At 68.0% G+C, this 16454-nt stretch carries 13 protein-coding genes and 2 tRNA genes; 4 read left to right on the top strand and 11 right to left on the bottom strand.

The window, feature by feature from the left end; genetic code table 11:
• Window positions 1-18 precede the first annotated feature (18 nt).
• Entirely contained in the window at window positions 19-945 is a 927-nt protein-coding gene (locus AB4Y75_RS03440; RefSeq protein WP_441434482.1) for a diacylglycerol/lipid kinase family protein, read from the bottom strand.
• 133 nt (window positions 946-1078) lie between these two features.
• On the opposite strand from AB4Y75_RS03440, the gene AB4Y75_RS03435 reads away from it, so the two are divergent.
• Complete coding sequence (locus AB4Y75_RS03435) at window positions 1079-2023, top strand: J domain-containing protein (protein WP_441434481.1); 945 nt, start codon at window positions 1079-1081, stop codon at window positions 2021-2023.
• Window positions 2024-2057: 34 nt separating this feature from the next.
• Entirely contained in the window at window positions 2058-2525 is a 468-nt protein-coding gene (locus AB4Y75_RS03430) for a tRNA (cytidine(34)-2'-O)-methyltransferase (protein ID WP_441434480.1), read from the top strand.
• Between the two features lie 89 nt (window positions 2526-2614).
• Here AB4Y75_RS03430 and AB4Y75_RS03425 read toward each other — a convergent pair whose 3' ends face one another.
• From AB4Y75_RS03425 to AB4Y75_RS03400, 6 genes are all read right to left on the bottom strand, one after another.
• On the bottom strand, window positions 2615-3997 hold the full coding sequence (locus AB4Y75_RS03425) for a GntT/GntP/DsdX family permease (protein ID WP_441434479.1): 1383 nt from the start codon (window positions 3995-3997) through the stop codon (window positions 2615-2617).
• The gene (locus AB4Y75_RS03420; protein ID WP_441434478.1) at window positions 3994-4539 is read right to left on the bottom strand and encodes a gluconokinase; all 546 of its coding nucleotides are present in this window, start codon (window positions 4537-4539) and stop codon (window positions 3994-3996) included. The genes AB4Y75_RS03425 and AB4Y75_RS03420 overlap by 4 nt, the downstream gene beginning before the upstream one ends.
• A 101-nt stretch (window positions 4540-4640) precedes the next feature.
• On the bottom strand, window positions 4641-5402 hold the full coding sequence (locus AB4Y75_RS03415) for a PIG-L deacetylase family protein (protein ID WP_441434477.1): 762 nt from the start codon (window positions 5400-5402) through the stop codon (window positions 4641-4643).
• A gap of 5 nt (window positions 5403-5407) precedes the next feature.
• Complete coding sequence (locus tag AB4Y75_RS03410) at window positions 5408-6346, bottom strand: electron transfer flavoprotein subunit alpha/FixB family protein (protein ID WP_441434476.1); 939 nt, start codon at window positions 6344-6346, stop codon at window positions 5408-5410.
• Between the two features lie 18 nt (window positions 6347-6364).
• Window positions 6365-7165, bottom strand: coding sequence for an electron transfer flavoprotein subunit beta/FixA family protein (locus AB4Y75_RS03405; protein WP_441434475.1), 801 nt, complete (start codon window positions 7163-7165; stop codon window positions 6365-6367).
• 148 nt (window positions 7166-7313) lie between these two features.
• A complete protein-coding gene (locus tag AB4Y75_RS03400; protein WP_441434474.1) occupies window positions 7314-8960 on the bottom strand; it encodes a trypsin-like peptidase domain-containing protein in 1647 nt (548 codons plus the stop codon).
• Between the two features lie 284 nt (window positions 8961-9244).
• On the opposite strand from AB4Y75_RS03400, the gene AB4Y75_RS03395 reads away from it, so the two are divergent.
• Together AB4Y75_RS03395 and AB4Y75_RS03390 are read left to right on the top strand one after the other, a co-directional pair.
• Window positions 9245-11266, top strand: coding sequence for a TPM domain-containing protein (locus tag AB4Y75_RS03395; protein WP_441434473.1), 2022 nt, complete (start codon window positions 9245-9247; stop codon window positions 11264-11266).
• 108 nt (window positions 11267-11374) lie between these two features.
• A complete protein-coding gene (locus tag AB4Y75_RS03390) occupies window positions 11375-12184 on the top strand; it encodes a PspA/IM30 family protein (RefSeq protein WP_441434472.1) in 810 nt (269 codons plus the stop codon).
• Between the two features lie 139 nt (window positions 12185-12323).
• Here the strand turns inward: AB4Y75_RS03390 and AB4Y75_RS03385 are convergent, their stop codons facing one another.
• The 4 genes from AB4Y75_RS03385 to AB4Y75_RS03370 all read right to left on the bottom strand — a co-directional run bounded on the left by AB4Y75_RS03385 (window position 12324) and on the right by AB4Y75_RS03370 (window position 16411).
• Window positions 12324-12842 carry a GNAT family N-acetyltransferase gene (locus AB4Y75_RS03385; RefSeq protein WP_441434471.1) on the bottom strand — a complete coding sequence of 173 codons (519 nt, stop codon included), beginning with the start codon at window positions 12840-12842 and terminating at the stop codon, window positions 12324-12326.
• A 184-nt stretch (window positions 12843-13026) separates the two neighbouring features.
• Window positions 13027-13100 (bottom strand) — tRNA-Met (locus AB4Y75_RS03380).
• A 144-nt stretch (window positions 13101-13244) separates the two neighbouring features.
• Window positions 13245-13318, bottom strand: a tRNA-Met gene (locus tag AB4Y75_RS03375).
• A gap of 102 nt (window positions 13319-13420) precedes the next feature.
• A complete protein-coding gene (locus tag AB4Y75_RS03370; protein WP_441434470.1) occupies window positions 13421-16411 on the bottom strand; it encodes a UPF0182 family membrane protein in 2991 nt (996 codons plus the stop codon).
• Window positions 16412-16454: the final 43 nt, after the last annotated feature.

The following is a 16454-nucleotide window of genomic DNA, read 5'->3' as shown; positions in this document are numbered from 1 at the left end:
AGACCGTTCGGGGAACAGTCAGGCCAGGACTCTCAACGCCCCCGGCACCACCGTGACCGTCAACGGCGGCGACGCCAGGGCCTCCCCGTCGGCGTGACACAGCGGGCCACCCTGCTCCAGCCGGACCTCCCGTACCCGCCGGACCGCCACGGCCGGGTGATGGACGTGCAGTCCGAAGAAGGCGAGCGGGAAGATCAGCACCAGGAGGAGCCGGGAGATCGGAGCCACCGTGACGAGGTCCAGCACCCCGTCGTCCGGGCGGGCCCCGGGAGCGATCTTCAGACCCCCGCCGAAGGACGAGCCATTCGCGAGGGTGAGGATCACCGCGTCGAGTTCCTCGCTCACCCCGTCGACCCGAAGTCGGTACCGCACAGGCCGGAATCCCCCGATCCTCCGGAAGATCGCCGCCACGTAGCGCAGCGTTCCCCGAGGGCGGCTCCACTCATTGGCCTGGCGGTTGACCACCGCGTCGAATCCTGCGGCGAGCGCCGTGACGTAGTGCCGGACCCTGCCATCGGGCAGCTCCACCCGGGCGAGGTCCACCGCCCGGCCACCGGAACCCCAGGTGGCGAGGAGGCGGTGCACGGCCTCTTCTCCCCGACGCGGCACACCGAGAGCCCGGGCCGCGTCGTTCCCCGTCCCCGCCGGGATGATGCCCAGCGGCAGACCGCTCCGGAGCGCGGCCTCCGCACCGGACTGGACCATGCCGTCACCGCCCACGGCGACGAGCGCGTCTGCGGAGGCAGCGGCGTCGTCGGCCATCGCGGCGAGCGCTTCCGGATCCGCAGCGGACAGCACGGTGGTCTGGGCACCCGCTTCCTGAAGCGCCGCGACGGCGCGGGCGCCCCGGAGCATCCCCTGCCTGCTCCCGGCCGAAGGATTGACCAGCACGACGAGCCGCGCGCCTTCCAGGAGACGCGGTTTGACGGGGCGCGGGCGATTCATCACGCTTTATTGTGCACGCCAGGAACCGGCCCGGCGAACGATTCGTTGCACCACCAGCCCGGCATCACCGGGAGGACCCGGGTGGAATGACGACGTCGCACAGGAAAGACGTCGTACAGGAAAGGCAGTGTCCATGACCGCAACACCTGGTGAGACCCACTACCAGGTTCTGGGGGTGGCCGTCACGGCCAGCACTCAGGAGATCAAGGTCGCGTACCGCAAGGCCGCCCGCCTGACGCATCCGGACCACGGCGGCGATCCAGCACGTTTCCGCGCCGTCACCCTCGCCTACGAGGTCCTGGTGGACGAGAAGTCCCGGGCCCGGTACGACGCCGGCTATGGCGCGGCCAAGGGCGCCTGGGACGGCCCCTCCCCGTCCCGCGACGGCTTCTCCACGTTCTCCACCGCGTGGGAGGCCGGGACCGATTCGCACGCCACCACCCGCTCCTCCGGGCCCCGGCCGAAGGCGAGCGACCCGGCGGTCTTCGTTCCGCCGCTCGGCACTCCCGGAGCGCTCCTTCCCGAGGACCTCTCCCGGCTCCAGATGCACGGCCTGCCCCGCAAGCGCGGCATCTTCGGCGCCGAAGCACGGATCCGGCGGGAACAGCGCACCATGCAGCTGCTGCTGCGCCACGTGGTGGCGCAGCAGCCGGCGGCCCGGCTCATCAACGGCCTGAAGGCGCCGGACGGCAGAACCCACATCGACCACGCGATCCTGGCCGGTTACCGGCTGGCCCTGGTCGACTCGATGGTGCTCCCCCAGGGTGCGTACGCGTGGGACGGGGAGCGGCTGCTGCACGGCGGACGCTCGGTACTCCCGCCCCTTCTGGCGCACTCGGTGCGGCACATCCAGGATCTCTTCCCCGAGCTTCACGTGACCGGCTGGACCCTGGTCCTGGGCCCGGGCGACAACCTCCACGAGCCCGTGATCGACCGCAGACCCGGCGTCACGGGAGGGGTCGAGGTCGGGAACGCGGCCGGGACCATCCGTGGACTGCGGGAGTTCCTAGGCAACGGCCCCCAGCCGAACGTGGTGCATGTGCCCTCCCTGGCGCGCCTGATCCGCGGGATGCACTGACCGGGTCCTCCCCCGGCCCCGATAGGATGGGACGGTGTTCCGCATCCTGTTCTACACGCCCGAAATCCCCGGCAACACCGGCAACGCCATCCGCCTGGCCGCCATTTCCGGGGCCGAACTCCACTTGGTCGAACCCCTCGGCTTCGACTTCGACGACGCCAAGCTGCGCAGGGCGGGCCTGGACTATCACGACCTGGCCGTCGTGACGGTGCACCCCACCCTGGAAGCGGCATGGGAGGCGTTGAAGCCCCGCCGGGTCTTCGCTTTCACCAGCGACGGCGAGACCTCCTACACGGACGTCGACTATCTCCCCGGGGACGTGCTGATGTTCGGGCCGGAATCGGTCGGCCTGCCCCGCGAGGTCAAGGACGATCCCCACGTGACCTCCCGCGTGCGGCTCCCCATGCTGCCGTCCCGCCGCTCGCTGAACCTGGCGAACTCGGCGTCGATCGCCCTGTTCGAGGCCTGGCGTCAGAACGGTTTCCAGGGCGCCCAGCTCTGACATCTTCCCGTCGAACGACGACGACGGCCGGTCACCTTCCCGTGAAGGTGACCGGCCGTTCTCATTGGCTCCCAGACGTCTCGGTGGGGTTATGGGACCACGAAGGAGAGCAGCATGACGCACACGAAGCCGACCACGGAGATCAGGGTCTCCATCACGGACCAGGTCTTGAACGTCTGACCCACGGTGAGGCCGAACAGCTCCTTCACCAGCCAGAAACCCGCGTCATTGACGTGCGAGAGGAAGAGCGAGCCCGCGCCGATCGCGAGGACCAGGAGTGCGCCGTGTGCCGGGGACAGGCCGCTGGCCAGCGGCGCCACGATGCCGGCCGCCGTCACCGTGGCGACGGTGGCGGAACCGGTCGCGAGACGCAGGGCCACGGCGATGAGGAAGCCGAGCACCAGCACGGAGATGTTGGCGCCCGTGGCCCACTTGGCCACCGCGTCGCCCACACCGGCGCCGATCAGGGTCTGCTTGAAGCCGCCGCCGGCGCCGACGATCAGGATGATCGCCGCGATGGGTCCGAGGCTCGCCCCCAGCTTGGAGGTGATGGTGGATCCGGTGAAGCCGACCGCGTAGCCGAAGGTCACCATCGCCAGGAGGACCGCCAGGGTCATGGCCACGAGGGGCTGGCCGATGAAGTCCGCGAAGACCCGGAGGCCCGACGGGTTCTGGGCGGGCAGCACGATGTCCACGATGGCCTTGAAGAGCATCAGGATGACCGGGAAGATGATGGTGAACAGCGTGATGCCGAAGCTCGGCACGCGCTTCACTTCGCTGAGGTCCGGACCATGCTGGGTGTCGATGCCACCGGCCACCGCCGGCGCCTCCACGGGGACCCAGCGGGCCGCCAGCTTGGAGAACAGCGGACCACAGATGATGACGGTCGGAACGGCGACGGCCAGACCGAACATCAGGGTGAGGCCGAGGTCGGCCTTGAGGGCGGCGATCGCCACGAGCGGGCCCGGGTGCGGAGGCACCAGTCCGTGCAGGACGGAGAGGCCGGCCAGGGCCGGGATCGCGACGCGCATGAGCTTGAGCCCGGAACGCTGAGCCACCAGGACGATCACGGGGAGGAGCAGGACCAGCCCGATCTCGAAGAACATCGGCAGACCGATGATGACCGCGACCAGCGTCATCATCCAGACGAGCTTGTTGCCCTTGGCCTTGTCCAGCAGGGTGTCGACCACGCGGTTCGCTCCGCCGGAGTCCGCCAGGAGCTTGCCCAGCATGGCGCCCAGGGCGATCAGCAGGCCGACCTCCTTCAGGACGCCGCCGACGCCTTCCTCGAAGTTCTTGATGACCTTGTCCAGCTCGACGCCGGAGGCCAGGCCCACGAACGCCGATCCCAGCACCAGGGCGAGGAACGGGTGGACCTTGAGTTTGGTGATGAGAAGGACGATCGCGGCGATGCCGATGAGCGCCACGATGATGAGCTGGGTGTCATGCCCTGACCACGCCGTCGTGTTCATGCGATTTCTGCCTCTCCATAAGGGGTGGCCTTCAGTCCGAGAGCCTGGATGATGCGGTGTGCTTCCTCTGCGGGGGTTCCCTCGATGTCCACCACGAGGAAGTTCTCGTCCTCGGTGGGTTCTTCCAGGGCCTCGAACTGGGACTGGAGGAGTTCGGGGGGCATGAAGTGGCCGTGGCGGGCCTGGAGACGGTCCGAGATCTGGCCCTTGCCGCCGTGCAAGTAGACGAACACGACGTTCGGGCCGCGGAGGACGTCGCGGTAGCGCTTCTTGAGTGCCGAGCAGGTCACGACGCCGGGCTCGGCCAGGGTGTGACGGTTCTTGATCCAGTCGGCGATGGTGTCGAGCCAGGGCCACCGGTCTTCATCGGTGAGCGGCTGGCCGGAGGCCATCTTGGCCACGTTGGCGGCCGGGTGGAAATCGTCGCCCTCGGCGAGTTCCCACCCCAGCGCGCCGGCCAGGAATCCGCCCACGGTGGACTTGCCGGAGCCCGAGACACCCATGATCACAAGGACCGGGTGCTCGATTGCAGTCTTCTCCATTGAGGTCTGCCCTTCAGAGGAATAAGTATTATTTAATTCTTTAGCACTCTAGACCCAGCGTACTCCTCGCGCAAGACCGCGCGGTGATAAAAATCATATTTTTAGAAGCCTGCGAAGGTGGAGTCCGCATTCACGAAGACCACGTGGAAACACTCGACCAGCGCCTGCTCCCCCGCCTCGGTCCGTGCCCCGTTCTCCCGCAACTGGGCCCGGACCTGCGCATCCATGGCCGCCGGATCGGGGTGCTGGGACGCGTGGATGTGAATGGCCGCGAGCTTGGCCTCCACGGTGGAGGACACGTCCACGAAGTGGTTCTCCCGCTCCCGGGGGGCGGCCATGAACCAGAGCTGCGGCACCTTGTAGGCGTGCAGACCGCGTTCCTCCAGCTCCGGATACGCGAAGGGGTTCTCCGCGGCGGGGTACACCGCCCGGGTCACGATCTCCCCCGCTGCCAGATGATCAGGGTGGCTCTTCTGCAGGCGCTCCCAATTGCGCTCCGGGTGCATGGTCAGCACCACGTCCGGCCGGTACTGCCGGATCAGCGCCACCACCTGGCTGATGACCTCATGGGTCGGCTCCAGATACCCGTCCCGCTCGTGCAGATAGTGGACCGTCTCCACACCCACCAGGGCGGCGGCACGGCGCTGCTCCTCGACGCGGCGGGAGGCGATGTCCTCCTCGGCCTCGAAGCCTCCGGCGTCGCCGTCGGTCATGACGCAGTAGATCACCTCCACGCCCGCGGCGGTCCAGGCCGCGATGGTGCCCGCGGCGCCGAAGTCGACGTCGTCGGGATGGGCGGTGAAACAGAGCACCCGCCCGCCCTCACGCGGAGTGAAAGCGGACGGGTGATGGATGATGCTCACGTGGTTCAGCCCTTCCGGCGCCGGATCTCTTCGCTGGCCTGCGGCAGCACGGTGAACAGGTCGCCCACGATGCCGAAGTCGGCGATCTCGAAGACGGGTGCGTCCTCATCGGTGTTGATGGCCACGATCACCCGGGCGGTCTGCATGCCGGCCTTCTGCTGGATCGCGCCGGAGATGCCGGCGGAGATGTAGAGCTGCGGGGACACGACGACGCCGGTCTGGCCCACCTGCGAGTCGTGGCCGATCCAGCCGTTGTCGGTGGCGACGCGGGACGCGCCCACTGCGCCGCCTAGCAGATCCGCCAGTTCCTCGACCGGGCCGAAGTCGCCGTCCACGCCGCGGCCACCGGCCACGACGATCCGGGCGTCCGCCAGATCCGGACGGCCCGTCGCCGGCTTCGCCTCACGGGAAGTGACCCGGGCCGCCGCGCCGTAGGCCGACTCCGGAAGCTCGATCGCCTCGGTCCGGCCCTCGACCGGCGCTTCGGACGGCTCCACGGCGTGGGACTTGACGGTGTAGACGGCGACGGCGGAGCGGGACCGCGCCACCGTGGTGTAGGCCCCGGCCAGGACGGACTTGGTGGCCGCGCCGTCTGCGCTCAGGGACACCACATCGGTCACGACGCCGGCGTTCAGCTTCACGCCGAGGCTCGCCGCGAGCTCCTTGGCGGCGACGCCGTTCTCCAGCAGGACCACGTCGGCGCCGGAGCGGGACACTGCTTCGGCGACGAAGGCGGCCCGGGCGGAGCCGCCCAGCGTGCTCACGGTGGCAGGGGCGGTGTAGGTCACGGCGGCGCCGTAGCTCGCCGCTTCGGTGGCTGCGGCGTCGTCGCCGATCAGCGCGACGGAGACGTCGCCGAGACTGCGGCCGAGGGTGAGCAGCTCGCGCTGGTTCTTCTTGAGGGCGCCATCGGGGCTGGTGATGACTGCAAGGACATGTGCCATGTTTCGCTCCTGGTAACGCTAGATCAGCTTCTCGGCGGCCAGGAACTCGACCAGCTTGATGCCGGCGTCGCCCTCGTCCGTGATGATGGTGCCCTGGCTGCGGGCGGGGCGCTCCTGCGCCTCCTCCAGAACCGTGAGGGAGCCTGCGGCGCCGACGGCCGCGGCCTCGATCCCCAGGTCCGAGAGCGCCAGCGGGTGGGACTTCTTGCGCTTGGCCGCGATGATGCCCTTGAAATTGGGGTACCGGGGCTCGTTGATCTGATCCGTCACGGAGACCACGGCCGGCAGGGATGCTTCGAGGGTCTCGGCGAAACCGTCCACCTCACGTGCCGCGGCGACCGTGCCGGCGTTCACGTCGAGGGACTTCGCGTGGCCGACATAGGCCCAGCCGAGGCGCTCGGCCAGCTGGGCGGGGACCAGGGAGGTCTCACCGTCGGTGGAGGCCATGCCGCCGATCACCAGGTCCACGGGACCGTCCTGGGCGATGCGCTGAACCGCGGCTGCGAGCGCAAGCGACGTGGCGGCGGCGTCCGAACCGGCGAGCGCCGGATCGCTGAGGTGGTAGCCCTCGCTGGCGCCGATCTGCAGGGACTTCTTGATGGAGTTGGATGCGCCGTCGGCGCCCATGGTCAGGGCGACCACGGTGTTGCCGCCCTTCTCACCGCCGTTCGCCTCGCTGATCTGCAGCGCCGCTTCCAGGGCGTATTCGTCGAGCTCGGAGAGGATGCTCTCCGAACGGTCGACGGTGTGCCCCGGACCGGACAGATGACGCTCGAATTGAGCGTCCGGGACGTGCTTGACCAAGACCACGATCTTCATGGTTCTCCCATAGTGTTCTCACGCAGGCCTCGGTTCAGGCCCTGGCTGACGGGATTCTCCGCGCGGGGCGGACAGCCGCGCCATGCCCGCGACGATGCGGGCGGACGGCTGCATCTCCAAGCTTGCCACACGACGGTGGCCGGGTCGCCTACTGCTTGGCGGCGTCCAGGGTCACCTCGATCTGCTTGCTCTGACCGTCGCGGACCACCGTGACCGTGGCCTTGCCACCGGCAGGCTGTTCCCGGACCGCCGCGGTCAGTTCCTTGGCATCGGAGATGGTGTACCCGGCGAACTGAGTGATCACGTCGCCCTTGCGGACTCCGGCCTTGTCGGCGGCGGAGCCGGGGACCACGCTCACCACCAGACCGCCCACCGAGAACGCCGAGGCGTCGCTCGCACCCGCGGCCTGGCTCTGCACCGTGGTGCCGAACTGCCCGTGGGTGGCCTTGCCATCCTTGATGATGTCCTGGGCGATCCGCTTGGCGTAGTTGATCGGGATGCTGAAGCCGACGCCGATGTTGCCGGTGCTCCCACTGCCGTCGCTGGAGCTGCTGCCCGCCGTCGCGATGGCCACGTTCACGCCGATCACCTCGCCCTTGCCGTTCACCAGGGCGCCGCCCGAGTTGCCCGGGTTGATGGCCGCGTCCGTCTGAATGACGTTGAGGTACACCGAGCCGCCGGACGAGGAGGACTTGTTCTGCCCGAACGGTGGGGCGAAGTTGTACCCGCCGTCGTCCTTGCCGGAGTCGCTGCCGTCGGTGGGAGCTGCCGAGGACTGCACCGAGATGGTGCGGTTCAGGGTGGAGACGATGCCGTCGGTCACCGTGTTGGTCAGGCCCAGGGGCGAGCCGATCGCCACAGCGGTGTCACCCACGTTGAGCTTGCCGGAATCACCGAGCGTCGCCGGGACGAGCCCGGAGGGGTCCACCTTGATGACGGCCAGATCGGAGAGCGGATCCGTCCCCACCACGGTGGCCTTGAGGACCTTGCCGGCGCTCGTGCGGACCTCCACCGTGGGCTTGGAGACGGCGCCGTCCAGGGTCACGACGTGGGTGTTGGTGAGGATGTGGCCCTGGTCGTCGAGGACGATCCCCGAGCCGGTGCCGGAGGAGCTCCCACCGCTGGCCGCGATCGTCACGACGCTGGGGGCGGCCTTGGCCGCGGCGGCCGTGACCGCCGTGACGCTGTCCTTGTTGTTGATGACGATTCCGCCCTGGCCGCTGCTGTTCGACTGGGTCGCCGCGGCCGGCTGCCCGGAATTGAGCAGCGAGTTGCCGCCCACTCCGACCGCTCCGCCGACCAGGCCTGCCGCAAGCACCGCAGCCACCAGCGTCCCGACGCCGATCTTCCGCGCCGTCTTCGGCTGGGAGGTCTGCGTGGTGTACGGCTGGGACGGAGCAGCCTGCTGGGCGTATCCGCTCTGCTCACCGTAGAACTGCGGTGCCTGCTGTCCCTGGGGCGCTCCGCCATACTGCGCGGAGCCCGCCCCTGCCGCTGCGGGGGCGTAGCCGGGCTGCGGGGGCTGATGAGGCTGAGGCTGCTGGTAGCCGCCGTGCTGGTAAGCCGGCGCCTGGTGGAACTGAGGCTGCTGCCGGGTCTGGGGGTGCTGAGCCTGAGACTGCTGAGGCTGGTCTGGAGCGGTCTGCTCCGCGGACGGAGACCCGGAGGCCGCCGGATGGCTCGGAAGCGCCTGCGTCGGCTCCGTGGCCCGCTCCAGAGGCATGGTCGGGTGCTCCTGCGGACGGGGCTCGTGGGAATTCGGTCCGCCGTGCTCGTTGCTGGGATTCTCCGTCATCGTTCTGCCTTTCAGATTCGTCTTCTGGCTTCCACTATCCACAAGGAGTCTGAGCAGACTGAAAGCGCTGGCTGACTGTTTGCTGAAAGCCTAGACGGGGGTGAGGACCGCCCGGGGAACCTTTTCGCCACGGGCGGAGTTCCACTGATGGACGCCCCTTTCGGGGCATGCCTAGAATCAAGGAAATGCCACAGCGGCCAACGGCTGAGCAGTACGGCTGGGGGACGTTCATGACAGCGGGTCCGACTACGTCAGCGGGTCCCGTGACTGCTGAAAGGTAGCGGATGCGCACCCTGTTGAAACAGGCCAGGACGATTCTCGCCGTGGGGCTGGGCCTCTCGGCCTCCCTCCTCCTCGGCACCACCGCCGCGCAGGCGGCAGACCCGGTAACCATCGGTCCAGGACAGAACATCACCGATCCCGGCAACAAGCTGGATCATGGCAAGGTGCAGTCCGCCATCAGCAAGCTGTACAAGGACCAGAAGATCAACCTGTACGTGGTCGTGGTCGACACCTTCACCAACCCGTCCGCGCCCACCGACTGGGCCAACGCCGTGGCCAAGAAGAAGGGCTTCGGATCGACGGACCTCCTCTACGTGGTCGCCACCGACGAGGGCAAGGCGAATCTCACCCGCGGCCCCAAGAGTCGCATCAGCAACGATCAGCGGCTCAAGATCAACAACGCTGCGAGCGATCAGCTGGTCCAGAACAAAAAGGACTTCACCGCAGCAGCCGTCGCCGTGGCCGAGCAGACGGACAAGGAACTCTCCGGCCCGGGCGCCACGCCGTTCCTCATCGGCGGCGCCGTGGTGGTCGTCGGTGGCGCGGGCGCCTTCTGGCTGGTCCGCCGTCGTCGTCAGGCCGCGCAGGCCGCCGGCATCGAGAATGCGCCCACCGAGCAGGACCGCCTCGCCCGGATGAGCATCGAGCAGCTGCGGGCCGAAAGCGGCCCCCTGCTGATCGCCGCCGACGACGCCATCAAGTCGAGCGAGCAGGAACTCGGTTTCGCGGAAGCACAGTTCGGCCCGGAGGCGGTGAAGGACTTCGCCGCGGCGGTGCAGCAGGCCAAAGCCCAGCTCGGCGAGTCTTTCAAGCTCCAGCAGCAGCTGGACGACCACATCCCGGACACCCCGGAACAGCAGCGCACCTGGCTGACCCAGATCATCGGCTACTCCGAGGCCGCGATCGCCTCCCTCAAGGACCAGCAGGCGTCCTTCGACTCCCTCCGGGAGCTCGAGAAGAACGCTCCGCAGGCCGTGGTCCGCATCAGGACCGAGGCGGGAGCCGCCAGCCAGACCATCCAGGAGGCCGAACAGAAGCTGGAGGGACTCCGCCAGGGCTACGCCCCGACCGCGCTGGCCCAGGTCCAGGACAACATCGCGCAGGCCCGGGAACGGCTGGACTTCGTCGGCAACGCCGTGAACACCGCTGAGCAGCGTCTGCAGGCCGGCGACGGCGGCCAGGCCGCCGTCGCGGTCCGCGCCGCCGAGGGAGCACTGGGCCAGGCCCAGAAGCTCGTGGAAGCGATCTCCTCCGTGGACCAGAACCTGGCGCAGGCGAAGACGTCGCTGGAGGCAGCGGTCTCCCAGGCCGCGCAGGATCTGGCACAGGCCAAGGCCTACGCCCAGACAGGACAGCACCCCGAGCTGAACGGCCCCGTCGCCGGCGTCGAGGCCGCGCTGGCCGGGATCAAGAGCCGCTATCAGGACGGCCACCTCGACCCGGTCGCCGACCTGCAGGCCCTCTCCAACTCCACGGCGGCCCTGGACCAGGTCCTCACCGGCGTCCGTGACCAGCAGGAGCAGGCCCAGCGGGCGCGCGCCTCGCTGCAGCAGAGCATCGTCACCGCCCAGTCGCAGATCAGCGCGACGAGCGACTATGTCGCCGCACGCCGTGGCGGCGTCGGCACGGAGGCGCGCACCCGCCTGGCGGAGGCACAGCGGAACCTTGATTACGCCATCTCCATCTCCCAGAGCGACCCGGTCCAGGCCCTCAACTACGCCAACCAGGCCAACGCCCTCGCCGGACAGGCGGCTCAGCTGGCCCAGTCCGACGTCGACCAGTTCGGCATGAACCAGCGCGGCTACGGCGGCGGCGGGATGTTCGGCGGCGGCAACGGCAACGGACTGGGGGGCGCGATCCTGGGCGGCCTCCTGATCAACTCCATCCTGAACAGCGGCAACCACCACGACTCCGGCGGGGGCTGGGGCGGTGGCGATTCCGGTGGAGGCTGGGGTGGCTTCGGAGGAGACTCCGGTGGCGGAGGCGACTGGGGCGGCGACTCCGGTGGAGACTCCAGCTTCTGACCCCCGGCAGACCAGACCCTACGATTTCAGACACACATCACCCACGCGTCCATGACACTGCCGGCGGCGGCCGCCTTCGGCATCAAGGGCCACACGAAAGGTAACACCATGGCAAAGCAGTCCATTTTCGGTCGCATCGCACAGCTGGCCAAGGCGAACATCAACGCACTGCTCGATTCCGCCGAGGATCCCCAGAAGATGCTGGACCAGATGGTCCGCGACTACTCCAACAACATCGCGGAGGCCGAGTCGGCCGTGGCCCAGACCATCGGCAACCTCCGCATGCTGGAGCAGGACCACGCCGAGGACGTCCGGAACGCCCAGGACTGGGGCAACAAGGCCCTGGCCGCTTCGCGCAAGGCCGATGAGTACCGCGCTGCCGGCAACGCCGCCGACGCTCAGAAGTTCGACAACCTGGCCAAGGTGGCCATCCAGCGTCAGATGAGCTCCGAAAGCGAAGCCCGCACCGCCGAGCCCAGCATCGCCGCTCAGACCGAGGTGGTCGACCGTCTCAAGACCGGTCTGGAGCAGATGCGCGGCAAGCTCAATGAGCTGACCTCCAAGCGCAATGAGCTGGTGGCCCGTGCCAAGACCGCGCAGGCTCAGACCCAGGTCAACGATGCCCTGAAGAGCATCGACATCATGGACCCGACCAGCGAGGTGGGCCGCTTCGAGCAGAAGATCCGCCGCGAAGAGGCCAAGGTCATGGGCCAGCAGGAACTCGCGGCATCCAGCCTCGACGCCCAGTTCAACCAGCTCGAGGACCTCGGCGAGCAGACCGAGATCGAAGCCCGTCTGGCCGCGCTCAAGTCCGGTGGCAGCCCCGCCGCGATCTCCGGCACCCCGGCGGCTCCGGCCGCCGCCAAGCCCCTGGCCGGCGCAGGCTCCGTGAATGAAGAGGACTTCGACCGCCTCTGAGCGGTGGCTTCTGAGTTTCCGGCTTCCTGAGGAGCCTGAACGGCGGAGCCCCCGGACCCTGAGTGGTCCGGGGGCTCCGCCGTTTCCACGTCCGCTCCAGACTTCCGCTCCAAGTCCGGTCCGGACCGGGCCGGCCGCCTCAGTCCTCGTTGAGCCGCTGGAAGAGCCGGTGGTCCTGCCAGCGGCCCTGGATTTTCAGGTACCGCGGCGCCATCCCGAATTCCGTGAACCCGTTCTTCCCCAGGACGCGCTGTGAGGCGGCGTTGTGCAGCAGGGTGCCCGCCTCCAGCCGATGCAGCCCCAGCTCGGTGAAGGCATGTTCCACGGCCTCCGCGACGGCCCTGCCGGCCAGGCCCCGGCCCGTACGACCGGCGGCGACCCAGTAGCCCAGGCTGCCCGACTCGAAGGCGCCCCGCACGATGTTGTTGATGTTCAGCCGGCCGGCCACGGCGCCGTCGTCGTCGAGGATGACGAACGGGACACGGCTCCCCTGCCTGAGCGATTCCAGGGACGCGCCGATCTCCGCACGCTGTCCCTCCTCGGAGAAGAACTGCTCGGGGCGCACGGGCTCCCAGGGAGCCAGATGCTCCCGGCTCTCCTGGAGCAGGAGCGCGACGGCGGCGGAATCGTCCGGGGTGATCAGGCGCAGTGTGGTCATCCGACCATCCTCATGGTCCCGAGGCGGGACGGCAACCGGCCGCCGTCGCACCGCTGCCGTCGAGTGTGCGATTTCTCCGGCGCCCGGGCCGTCCACCCCCGAGAAAGTGCAAGGTCAACCCACTCCGGGCAATTGGATCCGGGCAAAGAAAAGGGCCGGAACCAATGGTTCCGGCCCTTGCGAGTTGCGGGGACAGGATTTGAACCTGTGACCTCTGGGTTATGAGCCCAGCGAGCTACCGAACTGCTCCACCCCGCGTCGTACCGTCAACGCTACCCTGTGTGCCCCGCCAGACCAATTCGAGGCCACGTGATCTCCGCCTCAGGCCATCTGGACAGGACCTCGGCGACGGCTTCCGGGAAAACAAGAAGGCCGGAACCAATGGTTCCGGCCTTCTGCCAGTTGCGGGGACAGGATTTGAACCTGTGACCTCTGGGTTATGAGCCCAGCGAGCTACCGAACTGCTCCACCCCGCGTCGCATGAACTACTCTACCGGTTGATGAACCGCAGACCAAATCGAGGTGACGTGATCCGCGCCTCACCAGCCGCGATACGCGACGCGGGGCGGCAGTCCGGCTTACTTGCCGGGGCTGGCCGAGGGGCTCGACGACGGCGACGGGCTGGGCGTCGCCGCACCCTGCTCGCCCTCGGCGGCCAGAGCCCGGTTCAGGGCGTCCTGCAGCTTCTTCTGCTGCTCGCCATAGGCCGCGAAGTCCCCGTTCTTCAGGGCCGTCTGGCCGGCGTCGATGGCCTTCTTGGCGTCATCGAGCGCCGCCTTCAGACCCGGCGCCGGAGTGTTCCCCTTGTTCCCGGAGTTGCCCGAGTTGCCCGACGAGGACCCCGTGCCCGTGCCGCCGGACCCACCGTTGTTGTTCGCGGCGTCACCGGCCTTGGTGCCCGAGTTGCCGCCGAAGAGCTGATCGAGTGCGGCGTCGAGCGTGGGAGCGAAGCCCACCTGATCGCCGAACGCCACCAGCACGCGCTGCAGCGTCGGATAGGCCGTGCTGCCCGTGGACTTCAGGTAGACCGGCTGGACGTAGAGCAGACCGCCACCCATGGGCACGGTGAGCAGGTTGCCGCTCACCACGGAGGACGCGCCCTGACGCAGCAGGTTCAGCTCGCGTGAGACGTTCGGGTCCGAGTCGAACTTGTTCTGAGCCTGTCCCGGGCCCGGCACCAGGGTGTCGGTGGGCAGCCTGAGCAGTTCGAGCTCGCCGTACTTGGGGTCCTTCACACCCGTCTTGTCCCCGGCATCGCCATTGGCGGCCAGGAAGCCGTACAGCACGTTGCGGGCGTTGCCGCCCACGGTCTGCGGGATGAAGGTGCTCGTGAGGCGGAAGGCCGTGCTCGTCTCGCCCGGCATCTGCATCGACATGTAGTACGGCGGCTGCTTCACCGGAGTGACGTCGTTGCCCTTGATCGTGGGATCGTTCGGCACGCTCCACGCGTCGTTGTTCTGGTAGAAACCATCGGCATCGGTCACGTGGTAGCGGCCCAGGAGCTCACGCTGCACCTTGAAGAGGTCCTCCGGGTAGCGGACGTGGCTGATCAGATCACCGGACATCTCGGCCAGCGGCTTCACCGTGCTGGGGAAGACCTTCTGCCAGGCCTTGAGAATCGGGTCGTGATCGTCCCAGGCGTACAGGGTCACCGAACCGTCGTAGGCGTCGACCGTGGCCTTCACCGAGTTGCGGATGTAGTTCACGGACTCACCAGGCAGAGCCGAGAGCCGGCCCGCCGCGGTCTGCGAGTCGCGGGTGGCGGTGTCCAGTTCCTGCGACTGCGAATACGGCAGATCGCTGCTGGTGGTGTAACCGTCCACGATCCACTTCACGCGTCCGTCCACCACGGCCGGGTAGGAGTTCCCGTCGATGGTCAGGTACGGGGCGACCTTCTCCACGCGCTGGCGCGGGTTCCGGTCGTAGAGGATCTGCGAATCGGAGTTCACGCCGTCCGAGAGCAGAAGATCCGAGGACTGGAACTTGATGGAGTACAGCAGCTTGTTCAGCGGGTTGCCCACGTTCGGGCCGCCGTTGCCGGTGAAGGTGTACTGGGTCTCGCCCTTGTCCTTGCTGGCCGGGCGGTCCTGCTCGCGGTGCTGCGATCCCTCGGGAGCGCCCACGATCGAGTACTCGGGCGAGTTCTCCCCGAAGTAGATCCGCGGCTGGTACTTGCTGTCGTCACCGAACATGCCGGTGCTCGGGATGCCCGACTGCAGGAAGTCCGGCTTGCCGTCCGAGGTGAACTTGTTGCCCTTGGCCGCCACGACCCCGTAGCCGTGCGTGTACACGATGTGCTTGTTGTACCAGGACTGCTGGTTCGCGTTCAGACCGTCCGGGTTCAGCTCACGCAGGGCGATCACGGTGTCCTGGACCTTGCCGTTGATCTTGTACCGGTCCACGTTCAGCGTTTCGGGGAACTGGTAGTACGGGCGGTACTGCTCGAGCTGTTCGAACGACGCCGAGACCAGGTTGGGGTCCAGCAGACGGATGCTCGCCGCGGTCTCCGCGTCACCGCGCAGAGCGCCCTGGGTCGCCGTGGTGGTCGCCTTGTACTCGTTCACTTTGATCTTGTCGAGCCCGTAGGCGGCGCGGGTGGCGTCGATGTTCCGCTGGATGAATTCCTTCTCGAGCGTCTGTTCCGAGGGGCGCACCTGGAACTGCTGGATCACCCACGGGTACAGGCCGCCGGCCAGAAGGGAGGTGATGATCAGCATGGCCGTGCCGATGACCGGCAGGCGCCACTTGCCGATGATGGCGGCGACGATGAAGAGCACGGCCACGATCGCAGCGGCCACCGCGAGGATGGAACGCGTGGGGACCACGGCGTTCACATCCGTGTACAGAGCACCGGCCCAGCGTCCGACGTTGGGGTTCTGCACGGTGGTGTAGCGGCCCAGCCAGTAGTTCGCGGCCAGGAGCAGCAGGAACACCGCGATGGTGATGCCGAGCTGGAGGCGTGCCGCATGGCTGAAGAACACCCCGCGCGGCTGGATCCGAATGGCGCCGTAGAGGTAGTGCGTCAACAGGCCTGCCAAACCGGCCACGGCCACGATGCTCATGAGCAGGGACAGCAGGAAGCCCAGGAAGGGCAATGAGAAGACATAGAAACCCAGGTCAAGGTTGAACTGGGGGTCGGTCTGACCGAACGGCTCCTGGTTGAAGAAGAGCAGGACCTTGGGCCACTGACCCATGGCCGCGGTGCCGGCGAAGAGGCCGAGGACCGCGGGAAGGCCGATCATCACGGCGCGGCGCACCGGCTCGAGCTGAGCCTGGTAGCGGCCCAGATTGTCCTGGACCGCCTGATCCGGCGCGTAGACGGGACGGGCCCGGTAGGCCACCCGGATGGAGAAGTAGACGGCCAGCCCCATGAGCAGGAACACGGCCAGGAAGACTCCGATCCGCGCCAGGTTCTGGGTCACGAAGACCCCGATGAACCCGAGCTGCTGGTACCAGAGGACGTCGGTCCAGACATTGGCGAAGAAGACGAAGCCGGCCACGAGTGCGGCCACCACGATGAGGGTTGGCACAAAAGCTCCGCGTCGCCTGCGGGGCCCGGGGGCTGACATGGGATGGGGTGTTCCTGACACGCTCAGTACCTCGATGGAAGTT

Origin of the sequence: Arthrobacter sp. RAF14, from assembly GCF_052114185.1 — a bacterium.
Lineage (GTDB): Bacteria > Actinomycetota > Actinomycetes > Actinomycetales > Micrococcaceae > Arthrobacter_E.
Note: the sequence above shows the minus strand (reverse complement) of the source record. Positions and strands in the feature narration are given on the sequence as shown.

Coding starts and splice junctions, on each gene's coding strand:
- AB4Y75_RS03440 (WP_441434482.1), bottom strand. CDS start 945: ATGAATCGCCCGCGCCCCGTCAAACCGCGTCTCCTGGAAGGCGCGCGG.
- AB4Y75_RS03435 (WP_441434481.1), top strand. CDS start 1,079: ATGACCGCAACACCTGGTGAGACCCACTACCAGGTTCTGGGGGTGGCC.
- AB4Y75_RS03425 (WP_441434479.1), bottom strand. CDS start 3,997: ATGAACACGACGGCGTGGTCAGGGCATGACACCCAGCTCATCATCGTG.
- AB4Y75_RS03420 (WP_441434478.1), bottom strand. CDS start 4,539: ATGGAGAAGACTGCAATCGAGCACCCGGTCCTTGTGATCATGGGTGTC.
- AB4Y75_RS03410 (WP_441434476.1), bottom strand. CDS start 6,346: ATGGCACATGTCCTTGCAGTCATCACCAGCCCCGATGGCGCCCTCAAG.
- AB4Y75_RS03405 (WP_441434475.1), bottom strand. CDS start 7,165: ATGAAGATCGTGGTCTTGGTCAAGCACGTCCCGGACGCTCAATTCGAG.
- AB4Y75_RS03400 (WP_441434474.1), bottom strand. CDS start 8,960: ATGACGGAGAATCCCAGCAACGAGCACGGCGGACCGAATTCCCACGAG.
- AB4Y75_RS03395 (WP_441434473.1), top strand. CDS start 9,245: ATGCGCACCCTGTTGAAACAGGCCAGGACGATTCTCGCCGTGGGGCTG.
- AB4Y75_RS03390 (WP_441434472.1), top strand. CDS start 11,375: ATGGCAAAGCAGTCCATTTTCGGTCGCATCGCACAGCTGGCCAAGGCG.
- AB4Y75_RS03385 (WP_441434471.1), bottom strand. CDS start 12,842: ATGACCACACTGCGCCTGATCACCCCGGACGATTCCGCCGCCGTCGCG.
- AB4Y75_RS03370 (WP_441434470.1), bottom strand. CDS start 16,411: ATGTCAGCCCCCGGGCCCCGCAGGCGACGCGGAGCTTTTGTGCCAACC.